18 protein-coding genes and 1 pseudogene are annotated in these 20,653 nt (G+C 71.8%); 14 read left to right on the top strand and 5 right to left on the bottom strand.

Features of this window, described 5'->3' with window-relative positions:
- Positions 1 to 28: 28 nt before the first annotated feature.
- The 8 genes from pstA to ACFV18_RS08320 all read left to right on the top strand — a co-directional run bounded on the left by pstA (position 29) and on the right by ACFV18_RS08320 (position 11,785).
- Positions 29 to 1,210 carry a phosphate ABC transporter permease PstA gene (gene pstA / locus ACFV18_RS08285; RefSeq protein ID WP_380480567.1) on the top strand — a complete coding sequence of 394 codons (1,182 nt, stop codon included), beginning with the start codon at positions 29 to 31 and terminating at the stop codon, positions 1,208 to 1,210.
- A gap of 44 nt (positions 1,211 to 1,254) precedes the next feature.
- Positions 1,255 to 2,931, top strand: a complete 1,677-nt coding sequence (locus ACFV18_RS08290) for a substrate-binding domain-containing protein (protein ID WP_380480569.1) — start codon at positions 1,255 to 1,257, stop codon at positions 2,929 to 2,931.
- A 65-nt stretch (positions 2,932 to 2,996) separates the two neighbouring features.
- The gene (locus tag ACFV18_RS08295; RefSeq protein ID WP_380480571.1) at positions 2,997 to 3,887 is read left to right on the top strand and encodes a sortase; all 891 of its coding nucleotides are present in this window, start codon (positions 2,997 to 2,999) and stop codon (positions 3,885 to 3,887) included.
- A 49-nt stretch (positions 3,888 to 3,936) separates the two neighbouring features.
- Positions 3,937 to 4,875: an ATP-binding cassette domain-containing protein gene (locus ACFV18_RS08300; RefSeq protein ID WP_380480573.1), complete on the top strand. Its 939-nt coding sequence runs from the start codon at positions 3,937 to 3,939 to the stop codon at positions 4,873 to 4,875.
- Positions 4,876 to 5,021: 146 nt separating this feature from the next.
- Positions 5,022 to 5,573, top strand: coding sequence for a YceI family protein (locus ACFV18_RS08305; protein WP_380480575.1), 552 nt, complete (start codon positions 5,022 to 5,024; stop codon positions 5,571 to 5,573).
- A 215-nt stretch (positions 5,574 to 5,788) separates the two neighbouring features.
- A complete protein-coding gene (locus ACFV18_RS08310) occupies positions 5,789 to 6,220 on the top strand; it encodes an SsgA family sporulation/cell division regulator (protein WP_380480577.1) in 432 nt (143 codons plus the stop codon).
- 160 nt (positions 6,221 to 6,380) lie between these two features.
- Entirely contained in the window at positions 6,381 to 10,940 is a 4,560-nt protein-coding gene (locus ACFV18_RS08315; RefSeq protein WP_380480579.1) for an AAA domain-containing protein, read from the top strand.
- On the top strand, positions 10,940 to 11,785 hold the full coding sequence (locus ACFV18_RS08320; protein ID WP_380480581.1) for a hypothetical protein: 846 nt from the start codon (positions 10,940 to 10,942) through the stop codon (positions 11,783 to 11,785). The genes ACFV18_RS08315 and ACFV18_RS08320 overlap by 1 nt, the downstream gene beginning before the upstream one ends.
- A 92-nt stretch (positions 11,786 to 11,877) precedes the next feature.
- Here ACFV18_RS08320 and ACFV18_RS08325 read toward each other — a convergent pair whose 3' ends face one another.
- Together ACFV18_RS08325 and ACFV18_RS08330 are read right to left on the bottom strand one after the other, a co-directional pair.
- Entirely contained in the window at positions 11,878 to 12,171 is a 294-nt protein-coding gene (locus ACFV18_RS08325) for a hypothetical protein (RefSeq protein ID WP_380480583.1), read from the bottom strand.
- 495 nt (positions 12,172 to 12,666) lie between these two features.
- Positions 12,667 to 12,939 carry a hypothetical protein gene (locus ACFV18_RS08330; RefSeq protein WP_380480584.1) on the bottom strand — a complete coding sequence of 91 codons (273 nt, stop codon included), beginning with the start codon at positions 12,937 to 12,939 and terminating at the stop codon, positions 12,667 to 12,669.
- A gap of 249 nt (positions 12,940 to 13,188) precedes the next feature.
- Here ACFV18_RS08330 and ACFV18_RS08335 point away from each other — a divergent pair, with 249 nt between their 5' ends.
- The 4 genes and pseudogenes from ACFV18_RS08335 (at position 13,189) to ACFV18_RS08350 (ending at position 17,820) form a co-directional block, all read left to right on the top strand.
- The gene (locus ACFV18_RS08335) at positions 13,189 to 14,211 is read left to right on the top strand and encodes an ArsR/SmtB family transcription factor (RefSeq protein WP_380480586.1); all 1,023 of its coding nucleotides are present in this window, start codon (positions 13,189 to 13,191) and stop codon (positions 14,209 to 14,211) included.
- Between the two features lie 140 nt (positions 14,212 to 14,351).
- On the top strand, positions 14,352 to 14,948 hold the full coding sequence (locus ACFV18_RS08340; protein WP_380480588.1) for a hypothetical protein: 597 nt from the start codon (positions 14,352 to 14,354) through the stop codon (positions 14,946 to 14,948).
- Between the two features lie 121 nt (positions 14,949 to 15,069).
- A complete protein-coding gene (locus ACFV18_RS08345; RefSeq protein WP_380480590.1) occupies positions 15,070 to 16,503 on the top strand; it encodes a dihydrolipoyl dehydrogenase family protein in 1,434 nt (477 codons plus the stop codon).
- 295 nt (positions 16,504 to 16,798) lie between these two features.
- Positions 16,799 to 17,820, top strand: a pseudogene (locus ACFV18_RS08350) (LLM class flavin-dependent oxidoreductase).
- A gap of 31 nt (positions 17,821 to 17,851) precedes the next feature.
- Here the strand turns inward: ACFV18_RS08350 and ACFV18_RS08355 are convergent.
- From ACFV18_RS08355 to ACFV18_RS08365, 3 genes are read right to left on the bottom strand one after another with little or no spacing between them, the layout of a single operon-like run.
- The gene (locus tag ACFV18_RS08355; RefSeq protein WP_380480591.1) at positions 17,852 to 18,517 is read right to left on the bottom strand and encodes an ABC-2 transporter permease; all 666 of its coding nucleotides are present in this window, start codon (positions 18,515 to 18,517) and stop codon (positions 17,852 to 17,854) included.
- On the bottom strand, positions 18,514 to 19,392 hold the full coding sequence (locus ACFV18_RS08360) for an ABC transporter ATP-binding protein (protein ID WP_380480593.1): 879 nt from the start codon (positions 19,390 to 19,392) through the stop codon (positions 18,514 to 18,516). Before ACFV18_RS08360 ends, ACFV18_RS08355 begins: the two co-directional genes overlap by 4 nt.
- Complete coding sequence (locus ACFV18_RS08365; protein WP_380480595.1) at positions 19,382 to 19,801, bottom strand: GntR family transcriptional regulator; 420 nt, start codon at positions 19,799 to 19,801, stop codon at positions 19,382 to 19,384. Before ACFV18_RS08365 ends, ACFV18_RS08360 begins: the two co-directional genes overlap by 11 nt.
- 140 nt (positions 19,802 to 19,941) lie before the next feature.
- On the opposite strand from ACFV18_RS08365, the gene ACFV18_RS08370 reads away from it, so the two are divergent.
- Together ACFV18_RS08370 and ACFV18_RS08375 are read left to right on the top strand one after the other, a co-directional pair.
- Positions 19,942 to 20,157 (top strand): hypothetical protein, encoded by a 216-nt coding sequence (locus ACFV18_RS08370; RefSeq protein ID WP_380480597.1) that lies wholly within the window; start codon positions 19,942 to 19,944, stop codon positions 20,155 to 20,157.
- Positions 20,158 to 20,284: 127 nt separating this feature from the next.
- Positions 20,285 to 20,572, top strand: coding sequence for a DNA-binding protein (locus tag ACFV18_RS08375; protein ID WP_380480599.1), 288 nt, complete (start codon positions 20,285 to 20,287; stop codon positions 20,570 to 20,572).
- The last annotated feature ends 81 nt before the right edge of the window (positions 20,573 to 20,653 follow it).

A 20,653-nucleotide genomic window follows, 5' to 3' on the forward strand; every position in this document is an offset into this window, starting at 1 on the left:
GAGGGCCGCGCAGATGACAACACCCGTGATGGAAAAGACAATTGACGGCACAGGAAGTTCAGATGCTCCCGAGCAGCAGCGGATCCGCCTCGGCGGCGTGACCCGCGAGGAAGTCCTCACCATGGCCGCCGCCGGCGCCGGCTCGCTCGCGCTGGACTGGCTGCTGTACGAACGCGTCCTGCCGTTCAGCGGCGCGTTCGGCTTCCTGCTCTGCTGGTACCTGCTGTTCCTCGCCCTCTACGCGATCGCCGGACGCCTCCAGTGGGACGCCCTGACGGTCCGCGAACGCCTCGCCACCGCGCTCGCCTGGAGCTCCGGCCTGCTGGTGGTCGCCGTCATCGCCGACCAGATCGGCTACGTGCTGTACCGCGGCCTGGACGCCGCCCGGCACCTGAACTTCTTCACCGAGACCATGCGCAGCACCGCCGCGCTCGACCCGATCACCTCCGGCGGCTGCCTGCACGCCGTGGTCGGCTCGCTCGAACAACTCGGCATGGCCACCCTGTTCTCGGTGCCGCTCGGCGTCCTCACCGCGGTCTTCCTGGTCGAGGCCGGAAACACCCGGCGCGGCGCCCGCCTGGTCAAGCCCGTGCGGGTACTGGTCGAGGCGATGACCGCGCTGCCGTCGATCGTCGCCGGACTGTTCGTCCTCGGCGTGGTCGTCCTCACCCTCGGCGTCGAGAAGAGCGGCTTCGCGGCGTCCCTCGCGCTCACCGTGATGATGATGCCGATCGTCACCCGCGCCGCCGAGGTCGTCGTCCGGCTCGTCCCCGGCACCCTCAAGGAGGCGTCCTACGCGCTCGGCGCCAGCCAGTGGCGCACCGTGTGGCACGTGGTGCTGCCCACCGCCCGGCCCGGACTGACCACCGCCGTCGTGCTCGGCATGGCCCGCGGCGTCGGCGAGACCAGCCCGGTGCTGCTCACCGCCGGCTTCACCACCCGGCTCAACCTGGACGCCTTCCACGGCAACCAGACCAGCCTGCCGTTGTTCGTCTGGAACTACGTCAAGCAGCCCTACCCCGACATGGTGGCCCGGGCGTTCGCCGGCGGGCTCACCCTGATGGCCGTGGTGCTGATCCTGTTCGTCACCGCCCGCGTCCTGGGCCGCCACCGCACCCCCACCGACCGGCGCACCCGCCGCCCGCTGCGCCGGAACCGCACCGCCGCACCGACTGCCGGAGACAACGCGCTTGCCCAGGCGGTGAACTGATGGCCCGTCACATCACCATTGGCATGAGAAGGAAGACCCATCCCGTGCGACTCCGTCATCTGACGTCGGCGCTGCTCGCCGCCGCACTCGCTCTGCCCGCCGTGCTGCTCGGCGCGACGCCCGCGCACGCCTCCACCTCACTCAAGGCGGACGGCTCCAGCTGGGCCGGGCCGGCCATCGACCAGTGGCGGCGCGACGTCCAACCGATGGGCATCGAGATCGACTTCACCGGGAACGGCTCGGCCGCCGGCCGCGTCCAGTGGTCGATCGGCCAGGACGACTTCACCGCCTCCGACGTGCCGTTCCGCTCCAAGCCCGACACGGGCGTCAACAGCGGCGGGGCCACCAACGGCCAGGGGCAGGCGGAGAATCCGGTGTACGCCTACTCGTACGTGCCGGTCACCGCCGGCGGCACCGCGCTGATGTACCACCTGGAGGTCGGCGGCAAGAAGGTCACCGACCTGCGGCTGTCCCCCGACACCATCGTCGGGATCTTCACCAACAAGATCACCTCCTGGGACGACCCGAAAATCACCGCCGACTACGGCCGGGCGCTGCCGAAGATCCCGATCACCCCGGTCGTGCGCTCCGACGGCTCGGGCGCCAGCGCCCAGTTCACCCGCTGGATGGAGCACACCCACAAGAGCGAGTGGGACGCCTACTGCACCCAGGTCAACGGCGTCAGCTGCGGCGACTACACCGAGTTCTTCCCGGCGGCGGGCCGGATGACCGCGCAGAACGGCTCCGACGTGGTGGCGAACTACGTCCAGTCGCCGACCGGCATCGGCGCGATCGGCTACGACGAGTACGCGTTCGCCAAGCGCAGCGGCTGGCCCGTCGTCAAGGTGCTCAACCCGGCCGGGTACTACACCCTGCCGACCGCCTCGAACGTCGCGGTCGCGCTGACCGCCGCGAAGATCCGCGGCGTGGACGACAGCACCTCCTCCAGCGACCCCGACTACCTGCAGCAGAACCTCGACGGCGTCTACACCAACGACGACCCGCGTTCGTACCCGATCTCCTCCTACAGCTACCTGATCGTGCCGCGGGCCGGCTCCTCGCTGCCGGTGACGCCGAAGTTCAACGACGCGAAGGGCAGCGCGCTCAGCCGCTACCTGGCATACGTGCTGTGCGGCGGCCAGCGCGAGGCCGACGAGCTCGGGTACTCGCCGATCCCGCGCAACCTGGTGCGCGGCGGGCTGCTCCAGACCCAGCACATTCCCGGGAACGCCAGCCCCGTCGACCCGAACACCCTCTCCAACTGCCCCAACCCGACCTTCGATTCGTCGGGCCAGCTGATCGTGCTGAAGAACGCCCCGCAGCCCACCCCCTGCGACAAGAAGGGCAGCCCGCTGGACTGCACCGTGCAGAACGGCCAGGCCGTGAACGCGGCCGGTGGCAAGAACTCCGGTGGCGGCAACGGCGGTTCGGGCAACGGAGGCGGTGGCAACGGCGGGGGCTCCGGTGCGGCCGGGACCGGTGGTGGTGGGGCCGGGCCGCAGGCGGTCGATCCGCAGACCGGCGAGATCATTGACAACTCCGGCTCCGGCGGCGGCAGTTCGGGTGGAAACGCGCCCGGGGCGGTGGTCGCGCTCGGGGGCCGCCCGCAGGACTGGCTGTTGTCCACCCTCACCGCGCTCGAACTGCTCGGAGTGGTCACCGTCCCGCCGCTGCTGGCTGCCTGGTGGCGGCGGCGCAACACCGCGGCGGGGCCCCGGTGAGCTCGTTGAACGCCTCAACCGGCCTGGCCCCCCGTCCCGTTGGCAGCGCACCCGAGGAGACCGGGATGACCGCGACCGCCCTGGAGCGGCCCTGCACAGCACAGAACTCGCCCTCCGGAGCCGGTAGTTCCGCCGAACCCGGCCGAGGGCGGCGCCGGCTGCTGGCCGTCGCCTGGTCGGTGACGCTCGCCGCCATGCTGCTGCTCGGCTTCGTGGGCTACCTGTTCGCGCTCTCCGGGCTGCAGGAGGCGCGCCACCAGTCCACCGCGTACGCCACCTTGCGCGACCAGCTCGGCAAGGCCACCGCGCCCACCGGGCCGACTGCCGACGGTGCGCCGCTGGCCGTGCTGGACATTCCCGCGCTGGGGCTGCACCAGGCCGTGGTGGTGGAGGGCACCAGTGGCCGCGACCTGATGCGCGGGCCCGGCCACCGCCGCGACACCGTGCTGCCCGGACAGCCCGGCGTGGCCGTGCTGTTCGGACGTTCCACCGCGTTCGGCGCCCCGTTCGCCGGACTCGGTGGGCTGCAGACCGGCGACGGCATCGATGTGACCACCGGCCAGGGCAGCTTCCACTACACCGTCAACGCGTCCGGCGACGGCGAGCACCCGATCCGGGACACCGCGCCCAACCGGCTGGTGCTGGTCACCGGGGACTCCGACTGGATCCCCGGCAGCACCGTGCTGATCGGCGCCCGCCTCGACGGCGAACCGCAGCCACTCGGCGCGCGCCGCCCCGCCGCCGCACCCACGGACAAGGCGCTGGCCGCCGACAAGGGCGCCCTGTCCGCGCTCCAACTCTGGTCGCTGGCGCTGCTGTTGGCCGTCGTCGGCGCCGGCGTGACGGCCCGGCACTGGCGGCGCAGCGCGACCTACCTGTGCTTCACGCCGGTCGCCGCCGCGCTGCTGTGGGCGGTCTACGAGAACGCCGCCGCCCTACTGCCCAACGTCTACTGACCCCTCGTGCTTCTGTACTGCCCGCTCGCCGGAGAGGACCTGCCCGCCCATGACCGAGACCGAACAACCCCCGCACGCCGCAGCCGAGTTCGAGACGGCGCCGACCGACCCGCCGACGGTTCCGCTGCCTGCTGTGACCGGCGCTCCCGCTGTGCCCGGCGCGTCCGCCGTGCCCGCCGTGCCCGCCGTGCCTGGCGCCGGCCCGTCCGGTGCGCTCTCCGGGCTGGAGACCCGGGACCTGACCGCGTGGTTCGGGCAGCGCAAGGTGCTGGAGCGGGTCTCGTTGCAGATGCGGGCCGGTGAGATCACCGCGCTGATCGGGCCGTCCGGCTGCGGCAAGTCCACCTACCTGCGGATCCTCAACCGGATGCACGAGATGGTGCGCGGCGCGGCGCTGGCCGGCGAGGTGCTGCTCGACGGCGAGGACGTGTACGCCACCGGCCGCCGTCCCGCCGAGGTCCGGCGCCGGATCGGCATGGTGTTCCAGCGGCCCAACCCGTTCCCCGCCATGTCGTTGTACGACAACGTGATCAGCGGGCTGAAGCTGGCCGGCATCAAGGCGAGCCGGGACGAACGCGACCACCTGGTGGAGTCAAGCCTGCGCCAGGCCGGACTGTGGGCCGAGGTCAGCAGCCGGCTCGGCACCCCCGGCGGCGCACTCTCCGGCGGCCAGCAGCAACGCCTGTGCATCGCCCGCTCGCTCGCGGTCTCCCCGGAGATCCTGCTGATGGACGAACCCTGTTCGGCCCTCGACCCGACCTCCACCCGCCGCATCGAGGAGACCATCGCCGAACTGCGCCACCGCCTGACCATCGTCATCGTCACCCACAACATGCAGCAGGCGCAGCGGGTTTCGCAGTCCTGCGCGTTCTTCCTCGCCTCCCACGACACCCCCGGCCGAATCGTCGAAGCGGGCCCCACCGAGCGCCTGTTCACCGACCCGGCCGACCCGCGCACCGCGGACTACGTCAACGGCCGCTTCGGCTGAGCCCGGGAGGCGCGGCCGCTCCGGCCCTGGGTGACGGTGTGTCACATCCGGGTCGGGCGGCGGAAACCCCTAGCGTGGACGGGCGCGGCCGGGGCGAGCAGCCTCCGCGGCGCCCCGCCGTACGTCACGAGGAGAGAGCGCAGACCATGACCGTCAGCCTGCCCGAGCTCACCGGGGACTACGTCCTCGACCCCGCCCACACCCGGATCGGCTTCGTCGCCCGCCACGCCATGGTCACCAAAGTGCGCGGCGCCTTCCACCAGTTCGAGGGCACCGCGCACCTGGACGGCGCCGACCCGGCGCGCTCCACCGGCCAGTTGGTCATCAAGACCGAGAGCATCGACACCGGGGTCGAGCAGCGCGACCAGCACCTGCGCACCAACGACTTCCTGGACGCCCCGAAGTTCCCCGAGATCACCTTCCGCACCACATCCGTCGAGCCGAAGTCCGACACCGAGTACCGGGTCACCGGCGACCTCACCATCAAGGAGACCACCCGGCCGGTCAGCATCGACTTCGAGTACACCGGCAACGCGGTCGACCCGTACGGCAACCTGCGGGTCGGCCTGGAGGGCTCGGTGACGATCAGCCGCAAGGACTTCGGCGTCACCTGGAACGCCGCCCTGGAGGGCGGCGGCGTGCTGGTCGGCGACAAGGTGGTGCTGGAGTTCGACATCTCGGCCATCAAGCAGGCTTGACGTTCCGTCAACCTCCGTTGCCCCTCGCCGCAGCGGGAAACCGCTTTCCCGCTGCGGTCGGCAGCTCGTTCGCTCCGGCGCCACGCAGCCCCACCACCCTCGGGGCGGCCCACCCGCGCCGTACCATGTCTGCCCCGCCCGTCCGTCCTTCGGACGCATACAACACCCCAGCCGGGGAAGGCGGTTGCGGACATCGGAACGAGGAGACCCGCCTGATGCGCACGTGCGTCGAACGCCACCTGCCCGTCCACGTGTTCGGCCCGACCGGGGGGCGGCGCCTCATGATCTGCGGCTACCACACCCTCGACCCCTACGCCGTCCGCCTCACCTTCCCCGACGGATCCCCCGACGGCGGCGTCACCTGGCTGATCGCCCGCGACCTCCTCGCCACCGGCCTCACCGGCCCCGCCGGCAACGGCGCCGTCCGCATCCGCCCCTGGCCCAACGGCCGCCTCCGCCTCGCCTTCCGCGGCGCCGACGGCACCCGCGCCACCGTCCTCGCCCCCACCGCCCCCCTCACCGAATTCCTCACCGCCACCCACACCCTCGTCCCCCCAGGCGCCGAACCCACCCACCAACCCGCCCCCACAGACCCGTCCCCCCTCTTCCCGGGCCCGCACCCGCCACTGACAACGGACCACCCGTGACGCCGCCCGCCGCCCTGCGGCCCGGAGGCGACGGGTAACTGTCGGAAACGCATCGTGTCCAAGCCATGACGGGGTGTGGATCAAGCCACTCTGTCGTCAACTGCCCCCGGCGAGAACGTTCATGGCCATCCTGGAACGTTCGTCACCGACCGAGGGGAGAATGGTGGACGTTCAACGGCTGCATGCGCGGAATCCGGAGGTCATCGGACAGACCGCCGCGCTGCTCGGATTCCTGCGCGACGTGGTGCAGAGCGGGACGCAGCGGGCCCGGGACACGCGTTCCTGGGAGCAGTTGTGGCTGAGTGACCTACCCGCCGCGATCGCGCGGCCGACCGACCAGCCGGACCGGGCGCTGCTGGTGCTCGACCACGTGCCGCAGAGCGCTCCGCCCGATGTGCCCGCCGAACTGCGCGGCTGGCTCGACGAGCAGGACTGCGAGGATCCCGACGGCGGCGACCCGCCGCTCGCCGAGAGCGGCCCCGAACGCGCCGGCGCCGTTGTCGAGCTGTGGCAGGACACCGGCGCGACGGTGGAGCGCGCGGAGGCCGACGAGGTGCTGCGCGCGTACGGCAACTGGCTGAGCCGCTGGCGCCGGTGGGCCGAACGCGAGCGGGCCGATCGGCCGCTGCGCGCGCTGTACGAGACCGTCTACCGCTGGCACCAGCGCCTGGTGCAGCAGGACGATCAGATGGAACTGGTCCTCGGCACCGGCCTGTTGACCTGGAGTGAACCGCGTGGCACCGCCCTGCACCGGCACGTGTTCACCCGCCGCGCCGTCACCCACATCGACAAGCGCACCGCCCGCATCACCGTCCACCTCACCACGGACGGCGAAATGCGCCTGGAGGACCAGGACTTCCTGGACAGCGAGGACGGCCTGGTGCAGGAGCGCTCCACCGCGCTCGCCGAGGAACTCTCCGCCAACCCCGTTCACCCGCTCGGCGAGGCCGCCCTGGAGTGCCTCACCCGCTGGCAGGAACTCGTCCTGCCACGACCGGTGTCCTTCAACGCGGGCTGGCGGTCCCCGGCCGCGCCCGACGCGAGTGTGCGGCTGACCTTCGCGCCCGCGCTGATGCTGCGCCCGCTCGACCGCAACGCGGTACTGCGCTGCTACGAGCGGATCGCCCAGTCCGTGGTGTCGGAGCGTCAAGCTCCGCTCGGGCTCGCCCAGTTGGTGATTACCCTCAACCCCCAGGAACGGGCCGCGTGGGCCGACACCCCCACCCGGGGCCTGTTCGAGGAAGAGCCGCTGTTCCCGCTCAAGACCAACGCCCAGCAGCGCGCCGTCCTGGACCGCCTGCAGCGCGACACCGGCGTGGTGGTCCAGGGCCCGCCCGGCACCGGCAAGACCCACACCATCGCCAACCTGCTCAGTGCCCTGCTCGCCCAGGGCCAGCGGGTCCTGGTCACCAGCGCCCGCGACCACGCCCTGACCGTGCTGCGCGACAAACTGCCGCCCGCCGTACGCGACCTGTGCGTCCTGCTGCTGTCCGGCGCCCGGCAGGACAGCGCCAGTGAACTCGAACGGACCGTCAACGCGCTCAGCGACCAGGCCGCCTCCGGCGACCCGGCCCAACTGCGCGACGAGATCCGCCGGTTGACCCGGAGCAGGCAGGAGCTGCAGAGCAGGCAGAAACTCCTCACCGAGAAGATCATCGCGCTGCGGGAGGCCGAGCTCTACCAGCACCCGGAGGTGGCACCCGGCTACTTCGGCACCCTCGCCGCGATCGTGCAGCGCGTCCAGGACGCCGCACCCGGGCTGTCCTGGATCGGCAGCCTCTCCGACCATGCGCCCGCCAGGCCGCCGCTCACCCCCGTCGAAGCCGAAGAACTGCTGGTGCTGCTCCGGGAAGGCGCCGCAGACTGGTCCGCCGGCCCGCTGCCGACCGCACCGGGCCTGCTGCCCACCCCCGGCCAGATCGCCACCGCGATCGCCGACGCCCAGCCGGCCGTCGCCGGCCTCTCCGCCGAGGCCGCCGCCCTGCGCACCAGGCTCGCCGCCCTCGACACCCCCACCACCGACCACCTGGTCGCCCTGCTCGGTGCCGGACGCGGTCTGCTGCACCGCCTCGCAGTGCCCTGGGACGCCCGCCAGTGGGGCGAGGCCGACTGGACCGCGCGCGCCCTGACCGACCGGCTGGCCCGCCGCCGCCACGTCCTGTGGGAGCGGGTCGCCGAAGCCGAACCCGTCCTCGTCGAAACCGCCGCCGCACTGGCCGCCGTCGGCGTCCGCACCGTCACCCTGCCGTCCGGCCTCAGCGCCGAACAGGCCAACCGGATCGCCGACGCCGTCCCCGAACTGCGCAGACACCTCGCCGGATCACGGACCCTGCGCGGACTGTTCGCCCCCAGGGCGCTGCGCGAGGCCGAAGGCCTGCTGGCCGACTGCCGGATCGACGGCCGGGCGCCCGCCGACGCCGCCGACCTCGACGCCGTCCTCGCCCACCTGCGCGCCCACCTGACCCTGGCCACCGTCGCCGTCCGCTGGACCCAGGCCGGCGCGCCGCTCGACGACGGTCCACTCGAGGTGCGCCTCGCCGACCTCCAGGAACGCTACCGCCACCTTGCCGCGATCACCGGCTTCGGCGGGCTGCGCGAACGGATCGACGAACTGCTCGTCGGCCGCTCGGTGTTCCTCGACCTGACAAACCCCCAGTCCTGGCAGGACTTCACCTCCGCGGTCACCGCGATGTCCGGTCGGCAACGCGCCGAGGAGGCCACCGAACGGCTGGCCGGGTGGGAACGGTCGCTGCGCGCGCCCACCGACGGCTCACCCCCCACCCCCGAATCACTGGCCATGGCGCAGGCCGTCGCCGACCACGACCTCGACCGCTACACCAAAGAACTCGACGCCTACGCCGCCGCCCACACCCGGCAGCAACGCGGCCAGCGCTGCACCCAACTGCTCGACGCGCTCGCCGCCGCGTCCCCCGCCCTGGCGGGCCGGCTCGCCGACGAGTGCCTCGACGCCGAATGGCCGCAGCGACTCGCCCGCCTCGACGAGGCCTGGGCCTGGGCCGGTGCCCGCCGGTTCGTCGAGGACGAGCGCGCCCCCGGCCGGGAACAGCGCCTGGACGCCGAACTCACGGAACACGAAGCGAAATTGGAGCAGCTGACCGGTGACCTGGCCGCCGCCAAGGGCCGCCTGCACTGCCTGGAGCGGATGACCAACGAACAGCGATCCGCCCTCCAGGCGTACCGCTCCCACATGGCTTCCTACGGAAGGGGCACCGGCAAGAGCGCCGCCCACTTCGGAGCTGCCGCACGCAGCGCCATGCAGGTCGCACAGGGCGCCGTTCCCGCCTGGGTGATGCCGATTTCCCGGGTCGCCGAAATGATCGAGCCCCACCAGGACGCGTTCGACGTGGTGATCGTCGACGAGGCCAGCCAGGCCGGCATGGACGCCCTGTTCCTGCTCTGGCTGGCGCCCCGGATCATCGTGGTCGGCGACGACAAGCAGTGCACCCCGCCGGTCACCGGCTACGGCCGCACCCAGCAGATCCAGGACCGCCTGAGCGCCCACCTCCCGGACGTGCCGCGGCACTTGAGGCAGCTGTACATGCCGCACTCGAACCTCTACCAACTGCTGTCCACGTTCTTCCCGTCCACCATCCGGCTCCAGGAACACTTCCGCTGCATGCCGGAGATCATCGGCTGGTCCTCCGCCACCTTCTACACCCCGCCCGGGCTGATCCCGCTGCGCCAGTACGGCGGCGACCGGCTCGACCCGCTACTGACGCACTACGTCGCCGACGGCGTCGCCGAGGGGCGCGACCACCGGATCCGCAACCGCAAGGAGGCCGAGGCGATCGTCGACTGCCTGGCCGAACTCACCGCCGACCCCGCCTACGAGGGCCGGACCATGGGTGTCATCGTGCTGCAGGGCGGCTTCGGCGGCCAGGTGAAACTGCTGGAACAGCTGATTCAGCAACGGATCCCCGCACCCGTGCGGGAGAAGCACGACATCCGGGTCGGCACCGCCGCGATGTTCCAGGGCGACGAACGCCACGTCATCCTGCTGTCCATGGTGGTCGACAAGGTCCGCAAGATCGCCGGTGGGCTGCGCAGTGAACAGCAGGCCTACAACGTGGCCGCCAGCCGGGCCCAGGACCAGATGCGGCTGTTCTACTCCGTCCCGCCGGACCAGTTGAAGCCCGGCGACCTGCGGCTCAACCTGCTCTCCTACATGCAGAACCCGCCCGCCGCGCTCGCCGAACTGGACGAGATCGGCGTCGTGCTGCCCGACGTGCCGTGCAAGCACTTCGACTCGCTGTTCGAACAGCAGGTCTACCTGCGGATCAAGGAACGCGGCTACCACGTCGTCCCGCAGTACCCCGCCGGCAACAAGCGAATCGACCTGGTAGTGGTCGGCGCCCGAGGCCGGCTCGGCGTCGAGTGCGACGGCGACCGCTACCACTCCACGCTCGAACAGCTGCGCCACGACCAGCAGCGCGACCGCGAACTCCAGCGCGTCGGCTGGAGGTTCTGGCGCATCCCCGAGAGCGAGTTCCGCTTCGACCCCGAGCAGGCGCTGGCCGGCCTGTGGCAGGAACTCGACCGCCAGGGCATCCGGCCCGCCAACTACCACCAGAGCCGCCCCACCACCGTGGACGAGCCCTGGTCGCCGCTGCTGCTGCCCGAACCGGGCGACGAACAGGCCGAGGAGGAGGCCGGCGCCGCCGACAGCACCGACACCATCAACGACACCGAAGGAAAATGATGACCGCCGCACACCCCCTGCCCGACAGCCCGCTGCTCGACGAGAAGACCGTCACCGAACTTGCCCGGGTGGTCACCGGCGAGGACGACCTCTACTACCGCCGGGGCTACGAGATCGCCGGATTCCTGCGCCGTGCCGGCTGGCAGGACGTCCCCGAATACGAAGGCCAGTTCCGCCGCGAGTGGGCCCTCGAACTGCTGATGGGCCGGCGTGAGCAGCCCGCCGAGATCGAGAAGGTCCTGCTGCGGCTGGCCGACGCCCGCGAATACCTGGACGAGCCGGAACTGCTGGCTGACGTGGTCACCGCCGTCAACTCCTTCCTCATCCACGAGGGCTACCGCCTGGAGAGCAGCGGTGGCGGCCCCCGCCTGCTGCCCTGCGATCCGGCCCTCGCCCACCCCTCCGAGTACGGCGCCTCCGAGCTCAAGGCCGCGATGACCGACATCGTCGCCGACCCCAAAATGGCTCTGCTGCTCCAACGCCGCCTGGACGAGGCCCGCACCTGCTACGCCAACGGCGCGCATGTGGCGGCCCTGGTGATGCTCGGCAGCCTGCTGGAAGGCGTCCTGCTCCAGGTGATTCTGGAACGCGACCGGTCCCTGCTGGGCAACAACTCCGAACGGAACGTCAGGTTCGAGATGCTCATCGACGTGTGCCACAAGGCCGGCTGGCTCGACGCCGACGCCCAGAAGTTCAGCCACGTGCTGCGCCGCTATCGCAACTTCGTCCACCCCGCCGCCGAGGCCGGCGAGTCGAGCCGACCCGACCGGGACACCCTCGGCATCGGCTGGCAGGTGGTCAACGCCGCCCTCAACGATCTCGCCGCCTCGGTGTCCGGCCGGTAGGCATCACGGTCGGTGGAGGAACGGGTGGCAGTCGCGAGGGGCGAGGCCACCCGTTCGAGGCTCCTCGGCTCGTCAGGCAGCCTGACCGGCCCTCACTTGCCGAGCGCGGCGGCCATCAGCGCGGCCGCCACCAGGAAGACGACGCCGCTGGCGAGGACGACACCGATCATGCTCAGGGCCTTGACCGGCGTGGACAGGTTCTTCTTGGCGATCGCGGCGTTGCCGAGTGCGGCGAGTGCGCCGATGACTCCGCCGATCGCGCCGCCGGCGAAAAGGAGGGCGAGGGGGAGGAGGGTGAGGGCGAGCTGCCAGCCGTTGAGCTGGCCGAAGCGGCCGCCCGTGGCGCTGGTGCGGTTGAGCGGGGGGAGGACGGGCGGCTTGGTCATGGGGGTCTCCTCCGGGGCGTTGGGGAAGGGCGGCCCCGCGCACGGATCCGAGGCGGTCCCGGCGGGCGTTCGGGAGCCCTGGCGGGGACAGGTGGATGAGGCTAGCAGTAGGCCGTTGACCAGCCCGGCGGATGGGACCACTCCGTCCGGCACGGCACCCTGTTCGTCCCCTGGCTGACCCTCGCCGCGACCGGCCTGCTCTGCGCCCCCGCCCTCCACCACCTCGCCCGCACCGGCCGACTCGACGGCGCGCCTGTCGTCGCGACCCCGGCACCGGCCTGACGGGCACCTGGCGAGGTCCGGTTCGATGCCGGCGAGCAGCAGTCGGCGGACTCGGCCGGGGCCGGGTGCACCTGGGGCGCGCAGAGCCGGGGCGTCGGCGCGTCCTCCTCCAGTTCGGGCGAGAAGGACGCGAACTCCCCACGCTGCGGGAGGCGCCCGGTGGCGAGGCCTTCGCGGTAGGCCCGACCGCCACCGGGCACGCCCTGCGTTCGATCAGTAGGCGTAGACCTGGCCGGCCCAGAGGCCGTTCACGAGGACGCACCGGTAGTACTTCACGTTGGACGCCTTCAGGAAGTACGAGGCGCGGGCGTCGCAGGTCGCCTTGGCCGAGTAGTACTCGCCGGTGTACTGCCAGGTGTACACGACCTGGACGGCGGACCCCGACGAGGCGGGGGCGGGCGTGGCCGCCATGGCCGGCGCGGCCGCGGCGCCCAGAGCGAGCGCGGCGCCGACAGCGGTGGCCGCGAGGGTACGACGAATACGCATGAAAGCCTCCATAGGTGGTTTCTCGGTTTCGGGCGGCCGGGCCTCCCCCGGGGGAACCACCGGTGTCTCGTGGCCCCCCGGCCCGCCGCCCTCGGAATCCATCCTGAGGGTGCCGGTGGGCGTCGCCCCAGCCCTTTCGGGCGTCGCCGAAATGCCCTGTGAGGAGGCCTACTTGAAGCATTCGCGGGCGACCGGGGACGATGGGCCCCGGGAAGGTGGGCGTCCGAACCGAACCCGGGAGAGCCTCACGTGCTACGCATCACGTTCACCCCGCAGGACCTCGCCAGGACGCGGATAGCGGCGACCTGGGGCCCGCTCGGCGAGACGTTCCTCGCGCTGACGACTCTGCACCAGCCGGGCAGCCGGGCGATGTTCGGCGCATGGCGACAGGAGGTCCACGCCCGCTCCTCCTCCCTCGTCCATCCGGCCTCGTCCCTCTTCCGGGAAACCGTCGTGGACCTGTTCACCGTCACCGGCGCCGCACCTTCCGTCGAGGAGGGGATCGAGGCGCTGCGTGCGGCTCCGGCGGAGCTGTTGCGTGCCGAACTCGAGGGGGCCGTCGAGTCCCGGGCCCGCTACTCACGCTGCACGGCTCCCTGGGCGGGTGTGACGTGGGGCGACATCGCGCACGACCGGGGGGACCGCGAGGAGCTACTGGTGTTGCTCCGCGACGTCCACCGCATCGCCGTGGCCCCGCACTGGCAGCGGATCCTGTCCCGTCTGCGGGCCGAGCAGACCACCCATGCCCTCAGGCTCGCCCAGGACGGACCCGAGGCGATGCTTGCCGGACTGCCGCCGGAGTTCCGCTGGAAACCGCCGACGCTGGAGATCGGCAGGGGTGCTGTCACGGGTACCGTCAACCTGAAGGGGCGGGGCCTGTTACTGGTCCCGTCCGCGTTCTGCCAGACCAGGCCGATCACCTACACGGACGCGCTCGACGAACAGGCGCCTGTCCTGCTCTTCCTCCCCGTCATGCGCGGCGTGTCCGACGCCGCCACGCTGCTGGCGACGGCCCGGCACGGCATCGACAGCGCGTTGTCCGCACTGCTGGGCCGCACCCGGGCCCAGGTCCTGCACGCCATCGGCGAAGGCCCGTGCACCACCGGGAAGCTCGCCGAGCGCATTTGCGCGTCACTGCCCACCGCGAGCGAGCACGCCTCCGTCCTGCGCAAGGCCGACCTGATCACCACCACCAGACGCGGCAGCGCCGTCCTGCACGCGCTCACCCCGCTCGGCAGCGCCTTGCTCAACGGCCATCACCTCCGGGCCTGATCGTCCGGAGGCTCGCCCGGGGCCGGTGGGCGGCCCCGTCAACTCGCCCCTCCCGGGCGCCGCGAAGCCACACCGGCCCGCCGCGCTGCCGTGGGGCCGACCCGTAGTACAGTCCGCCAAAACGATCACCAGGGGGACGGATGACGGCGGCGCGGCGCAGACAGATCGCGTGGGGGCTGAGGGGTCTGGCGTTGGTGTCGGCCGTGGCGTACCTTCCGGGGCTCCAAGCCTCCTCCTCGGGTGGGCTGGTGGAGGTCGCGCACTGGCTCAACCACCCGGTGCCGCTGATCGGGGTCGCGGTCGTGCTGGTCGTGATCTCGCTGGTGGTCGAACTGGAATTCCGCACCTGGGTGTCCCAAGTCGGCTGCGCGATCGGGTTGGTGGCGCTCATCTTTGTCGGGGTGCCGCTCGCGTTGGTGTCGTTCGTCTTCAGCGGGGAGGGGCGGAACGTCGTCCGGGAGCCCGATCCGGAGCATTCGGGCCGGGTGCTGGCCGTGACCGACATCACCGCCTCGATCGACCCGGTCTACGAGGTACAGGTGCTGACCGGCAGCGGCTGGTCCGCCCGGCACTGGGATCTGGGGGTGTGGAGCGAGCGCGACAAGCGCGGCTGGTTCAAGGGCGCCGAATGGTCCGGGCCGAACCAGATCACCGTGACGTCGGAGAGGGAGATCGCGGTCTTCACCCTGGACCCCGCCAGCGGTCGGCCGAGCGAGCCGAGGACGACGCCGCGATAGGTCACTTGGCCACGTTGGCACCCCCCTGAAAGGCCCGTGGTGTACGAATGGGCTGACGGGGGCGCCACCGGGCGTCCCCGACCATGCGACACGGACGACGGATGCGGGAGGGCGGCTGCTGATGGGTGCTGACGGCGACAGCTACGACCTGGTGGTGCTCGGGGCGGGGCCGACGGGGGAGAACCTGGCGGATCGGGCGCGGGCCGGTGGGCTGAGCGTGGCGATCGTGGAGAGTGAACTCGTCGGCGGGGAATGCTCGTACTGGGCGTGCATGCCCAGCAAGGCGCTGCTGCGGCCCGTTGCCGCGCTCGCCGACGCCCGGCGGCTGGCCGGGACGCGGGAAGCCGTCGGCGGGCAACTCGACGCGGGGGCGGTGCTGAAGCGGCGGGACGAGTTCGCCTCGCACTGGAAGGACGACGGGCAGGCCGGCTGGCTGGCCTCCGTCGGCATCGAGCTGGTCCGCGGCCACGGGCGGCTCGACGGCGAACGGCGGGTCACCGTCCAGACCTCCGACGGCGGCTCGCGCACCCTCACCGCACGGCACGCCGTCGCCGTGTGCACCGGCACCCGGGCCGCCCTGCCCCCGCTGCCCGGCCTTGCCGAGGCCAAGGTGTGGACCAGCCGGGAAGCGACCTCCGCGAGCAGCGTCCCAGGGCGGCTCGCGGTGGTCGGCGGCGGCGTCGTCGCGGTCGAAATGGCCACCGCCTGGCGGGCGTTGGGCAGCGAGGTCACCCTGCTGGTACGCGGCGACAGGCTGCTCGACCGCACCGAGGACTTCGCCGGACAGCTGGTCGCGGACGGCCTGCGGGCAGCCGGAGTGGACGTCCGGCTCGGCGTCTCCACCACCGCCGTGCACCGCGCCGAGGACGGCACAGTCACCCTTGACCTCTCCGACGGCACCCGACTGCCCGCCGACGAAGCCCTGTTCGCCACCGGACGCGTCCCCAACACCGCCGACCTCGGCCTGGACACCGTCGGCCTCACCCCCGGCGACTGGATCACCACCGACGACACCGGCCTCGCCACCGACGTCCCCGGCGGCTGGCTGTACGCCGCCGGCGACGTCAACCACCGTGCCCTGCTCACCCATCAGGGCAAGTACCAGGGCCGGGTCTTCGGGCAGGTGATCGCCGACCGCGCCGCCGACCGCCCCCTCGACCTCACCCCCTGGGGCCGCAGCGTCGCCACCGCCGACCACGCCGCCGTCCCGCAGGTCGTCTTCACCGACCCCGAGGTCGCCGCCGTCGGCCTCAGCCGGCGCCAGGCCGAGGACGCGGGCCTGCGCGTGCGCGCCGTCGACTACGACCTCGGCAACGTGGCCGGCGCCTCGCTCTACGCCGACGGCTACCCGGGCCGCGCCCGCGCCGTCGTCGACCTCGACAAGGAAACCCTGGTCGGCGTCACCTTCGTCGGCCCTGGCGTCGCCGAACTCCTGCACTCCGCGACCGTCGCCATCGCCGGCGAAGTCCCGCTCTCCCGCCTCTGGCACGCCGTCCCCGCCTACCCAACGATCAGCGAGGTCTGGCTGCGCCTGCTGGAGACGTACCGGGGCTGAGATCAGCTGCGCCGATCGCCCAACCGACCTGTGCGTTGCGGACGGAGCGCGGGTCGGTCGGTCGGCGGTCCGGTGACGGCATTGCGGGTGCGTGGGGTCGGCGGGACGACGGGATGGTCGGCGGGACGGCGGGATGGTCGGCGCGACGGCGGGAGGATTGCGCGCCATTGCGGCGGGGTGACGTCGCGTCACAATCACCCGCCGTCCGTTGATCGCTCCGCTCCCGCTGTGTGAGCGTGGCGGGAGCGGGACGGGCGGCCGTGCGGGGCCGTCGCCCGTGCGAGGAGGAACCCCGGTGCCCACCCCCGACCGGCCACTGCGTTCGCTGGGTTTTCTGACCATCGGACTGTTCGACGAGCACCGGCCCGCCGAGGGCCACGAAGCCACCCTGCGGCTGATCGAACGTGGCGAGCAACTCGGCTTCGACAGCGCCTGGTTGCGCCACCGGCACCTCCAGTACGGCATCTCCTCGCCGCTCGCCGTGCTCGCCGCCGCCACCCAGCGCACCCGCCGGATCGTCCTCGGCACCGCCGTCACCCCGCTCGGCTGGGAGAACCCGCTGCGGTACGCCGAGGACCTGGCGACCGTCGATGTGCTGTCCGGGGGACGGCTCAACCCCGGTGTCAGCGTCGGCGTCCCCGCGCACTACGAGGACGTGAAGGACGCGCTGTACCCCGACTCTGCCGAGCGGGAGGACTTCGGCTACGGCCGGGTCGAACGGCTGCTCGGCCTGCTGCGCGGCGACGCGGCCAGCGCGTTCCGCGGCACCGAGGGCATCGAGTCGTACTCGGAACGGGTCCAGCCGCACGTCCCGGCCTGGCCGGGCGGGTCTGGTACGGCGGCGGCAGCCTGCGCTCCGCCCGCTGGGCCGGGCAGCACGGACTCCACCTGCTCACCAGCAGCGTGGTGCGGGCCGAGGGTGGCGAGGGGTTCACCGGCAACCAACTCGCCCAGATCCGCGCCTTCCGGGCCGCACACCCCGACGGCGAACGGGCCCGGGTCTCGCAGGGCCTGGTGGTGATTCCCACCGACAGCGCCACCCCCGCCCAACGCGCCAAGTACCGCGCGTACGCGGCGTCCCGACACGCCCGCACCCTCACCCCGCAGGGCCCCGCCCGGCTGCTGTTCGCCCCCGACCTGGTCGGCGCCTCCGAACAGCTCGCCGAACTCCTGTACGCGCACGCCGCGTTCCGCGAGGTGGACGAGGTGGCGTTCGCGCTCCCGTTCACCTTCGAGCCCGAGGACTACACCCAGATCCTCACCGACCTCGCCACCCGCCTTGGCCCACTCCTCGGCTGGCGCCCGGCCGCCAACTGACCACCAGAGCCGATGAGTTGGGCGCATCCGCTCACCCGTCAGCCGGTGGCGCGGGGTCGTTCGGCACTCGTCGGGGCCGGGGCCGGGGCCGGGGCTCGGGCAGGCGGGCGGCCACCAGCGCGGAGAGAACGACGGCGGCGAGGCCGGCCGGCCAGAGGAGGGGGAGCCAGGGGCGGACGGTTTCGAGCGTCAGGTGCAGCCGGACCACGGCCAGCATCACCAGGACCAGCGGCAGTGTGGTGCCCAGCACGCTGACCCGGGCGTAGCCGAAGCGGATCAGCAGCGGGAACTGGATCGCGATGTTGACGGCGAACAGCGCCCAGCACAGCGTCAGCACCATCAGCACGTCGCGCGTGGCGAGCGGTGCGTCCTCCACACGGGCGAGCAGCAGGGCCGCCGCCGTGCCCGCGCCGAGGGTGGCGACGAACCCGGCCAGCGCCCAGACGTAGTGCCCCAGCAGCACGGTGCGGCGCGGTACCGGCAGCACCGCGTACAGCGTCTCCAGCCCCGACCGGTCGGCCACCACGAACGGGTGCACGGCGATCAGCGGTGCCAGCAGGATGGCCAAGACCGGCAACAGCCGGACCGGTTCGCGGGCCAGCACCAGAACCATCACGCCGAACACCAGCAGCCCCTGGGTCCGGTACGGGGCGACCGTGCGCAGGTGCAGCACGGCCACCCGGGCCACGGCGGTCATCGCGTCACCCCGCCGGTCCTCGCCGGGGCGCCGATGTGGACGGCGATCTGCTCCAGGGTGGGTGCCTCGACCAGCACGTCGCGGCCGAGCAGGTCGGCCTCCTCGGTGTGCACCAGCGCCTCGGCGCCGGTCGCCGTCCGGCGGGCGCCGATCAGTTCGACGCCGATCAGGCCGGTCAGGTCGTCCGGCCCGCCGCGCACCACCCGGTAGGCGTCCAGGATCTCGTCTTTAGTCCCTGCACGGATGATCTGGCCGCCGTGAATGATCGTCACATGGTCGCCGATCCGGTCAAGATCGGTCGTGATGTGCGTGGAGAAGAGCACACTGTGTCCTTCGTCGAGCAGAAACTCTCCGATGATGCCGACCAGTTCGTCCCGGGCCACCGGATCCAGCCCGCTGGTCGGCTCGTCCAGCACCAGCAGCCGCGCCCGGTGCGACAGTGCGACCGCGATCATCAGCTTCATCGACATGCCGCGCGACAGGTCCTTGACCCGTGCCCGCAGATCGAGGCCGAACTCGTCGAGTAAGCGCCGCCACCGGTCGCCGTCCCAGCGGTTGTAGAACGGGCGCAGCGTGCGCTCGACCTCGGCGAGCCGCCACTCGCCCACCAGGTAGGAGTGGTCGAGCACCACCCCGACGTCCTGCCGCAACTCGACCGGCCCCGGCACTCGTTGGCCGAGCAGCTCGATCTCGCCGCTGTCGATCCCGCGCATGCCCAGCAGGCAGCGGATGGTGGTGGTCTTGCCGGCGCCGTTCGCGCCGATCAGCCCCATCACGTACCCCGTCGGCAGCTCGAAACTCACGTCGCGCAGCGCGAAGCCGGGGCCGGTGGCGGCGTTCACGCCGCGCAGGGCGAAGGCGAGTTCACTGGGCACCGGCCGCCTCCCTCGCCCCTTCGTGCGCGGGCTCCGGCCCGGCCTCGATCAGCCCGTCCAGCATCCGGATCAGGTCCTCCCGTCCGAGCCCCGCCCGCCCCGCCGCGTCCAGCGCCGCCTGCAACCCGTCCTCCACCTGCCGCAGCAACTGCTCCCGCACCAGCGCCGAATCCAGCGGCAGCACGAACGCGCCCTTGCCGGGGACGGTGGTGATGAACCCGTCCGCCGACAGCTCCGCGTAGGCCCGGCCGGTGGTGATGATGCTTATCCGCAAGTCGCGCGCCAGCGCGCGGACGGACGGCAGCGCGGTGCCCTCGGTGAGCTCCCCCGACAGTACGGCGAGGCCGATCTGGTCCTTGATCTGCTGATACAGCGGAACCCCGGAACTGTTCGACAACACCACGCGCATGGTGGCGGCCCCCTTCGCCTCGTCTCATACTGTTCATGGACACTATAGACAGTCAGGACAGTATGAGTGGGCGGGAGTTCACGACATTTGCCACCGTCGGGCAGCATGGCGGGATGCGCGCGATGTGCGGGATGCGCGGGATGCGGGGGATACCGGATCTGCGGTGGGACGACGTCCAGGAGTTCTTCGACCCCGACCTGATGGGTGCGCTGCCCGAAGTGTCCGTGCCGGGCACCTCGGCGGAGGACTGGCAGGCGCTGTTCGACCTGGTGGCCGGGACGGCGGGATGGACGTGGGAGTACGCCGTGGGCGGCGTCGCCGTGCAGCTGGCGTCCTCCGTCGCGAATGTCCCTTGACAGGTGATCTCGACTGTTTGTCGAGTGATCTTGACCGGTGCAGGGTCTCTGTCACTCGATCTCGACCTGCGTGAGAGTTGCGGCCGGCCGGGCGTCGGCCCCGTGCGCCATCGAGGACAATGCCTGCGTGAAGACCTGGATAGACGGCCTCCCGCAGATACCGTTCGGCTATCGCCAACTCCCGCACGGCGGTGAGTGGATGACCCGGGAGGAAGCAGCTTCCTGTCTGGGGATCGGGGAGTTCCACCTCAACTCTCTGATGGCCAACATCCGCCGCATCGACCCGGTCTGTACCACCGACGGGGAGGTGGCCGTCACCCGGGCCAGTGTGGAAGCCGAGAAGCACTGGCGCGCCACCGCTCCCCGCTGGCGTAAAGTCCTGCGCCTGCTCAAGGACATCGCTGGTTCGTTCTGACGTTCCATCTCGACCGATCTGGGTCACTGGAAGCCGACCGATCGATCAAAGTGCCGACGGCTGACCGGCCTCTGTGGCTGC

Origin of the sequence: Kitasatospora sp. NPDC059673 (assembly GCF_042734215.1) — a bacterium.
Taxonomy (GTDB): Bacteria; Actinomycetota; Actinomycetes; order Streptomycetales; family Streptomycetaceae; genus Kitasatospora.

Excerpts from the sequence above, each read along its gene's own strand:
- ACFV18_RS08365 (WP_380480595.1), bottom strand. The coding sequence starts at position 19,801 with ATGCGCGTGGTGTTGTCGAACAGTTCCGGGGTTCCGCTGTATCAGCAG.
- ACFV18_RS08340 (WP_380480588.1), top strand. The coding sequence starts at position 14,352 with ATGACGGCGGCGCGGCGCAGACAGATCGCGTGGGGGCTGAGGGGTCTG.
- ACFV18_RS08310 (WP_380480577.1), top strand. The coding sequence starts at position 5,789 with ATGCGCACGTGCGTCGAACGCCACCTGCCCGTCCACGTGTTCGGCCCG.
- ACFV18_RS08345 (WP_380480590.1), top strand. The coding sequence starts at position 15,070 with ATGGGTGCTGACGGCGACAGCTACGACCTGGTGGTGCTCGGGGCGGGG.
- ACFV18_RS08315 (WP_380480579.1), top strand. The coding sequence starts at position 6,381 with ATGGTGGACGTTCAACGGCTGCATGCGCGGAATCCGGAGGTCATCGGA.
- ACFV18_RS08320 (WP_380480581.1), top strand. The coding sequence starts at position 10,940 with ATGACCGCCGCACACCCCCTGCCCGACAGCCCGCTGCTCGACGAGAAG.
- ACFV18_RS08370 (WP_380480597.1), top strand. The coding sequence starts at position 19,942 with ATGCGGGGGATACCGGATCTGCGGTGGGACGACGTCCAGGAGTTCTTC.
- ACFV18_RS08330 (WP_380480584.1), bottom strand. The coding sequence starts at position 12,939 with ATGCGTATTCGTCGTACCCTCGCGGCCACCGCTGTCGGCGCCGCGCTC.
- ACFV18_RS08295 (WP_380480571.1), top strand. The coding sequence starts at position 2,997 with ATGACCGCGACCGCCCTGGAGCGGCCCTGCACAGCACAGAACTCGCCC.
- ACFV18_RS08300 (WP_380480573.1), top strand. The coding sequence starts at position 3,937 with ATGACCGAGACCGAACAACCCCCGCACGCCGCAGCCGAGTTCGAGACG.
- ACFV18_RS08325 (WP_380480583.1), bottom strand. The coding sequence starts at position 12,171 with ATGACCAAGCCGCCCGTCCTCCCCCCGCTCAACCGCACCAGCGCCACG.
- pstA (WP_380480567.1), top strand. The coding sequence starts at position 29 with ATGGAAAAGACAATTGACGGCACAGGAAGTTCAGATGCTCCCGAGCAG.
- ACFV18_RS08355 (WP_380480591.1), bottom strand. The coding sequence starts at position 18,517 with ATGACCGCCGTGGCCCGGGTGGCCGTGCTGCACCTGCGCACGGTCGCC.
- ACFV18_RS08305 (WP_380480575.1), top strand. The coding sequence starts at position 5,022 with ATGACCGTCAGCCTGCCCGAGCTCACCGGGGACTACGTCCTCGACCCC.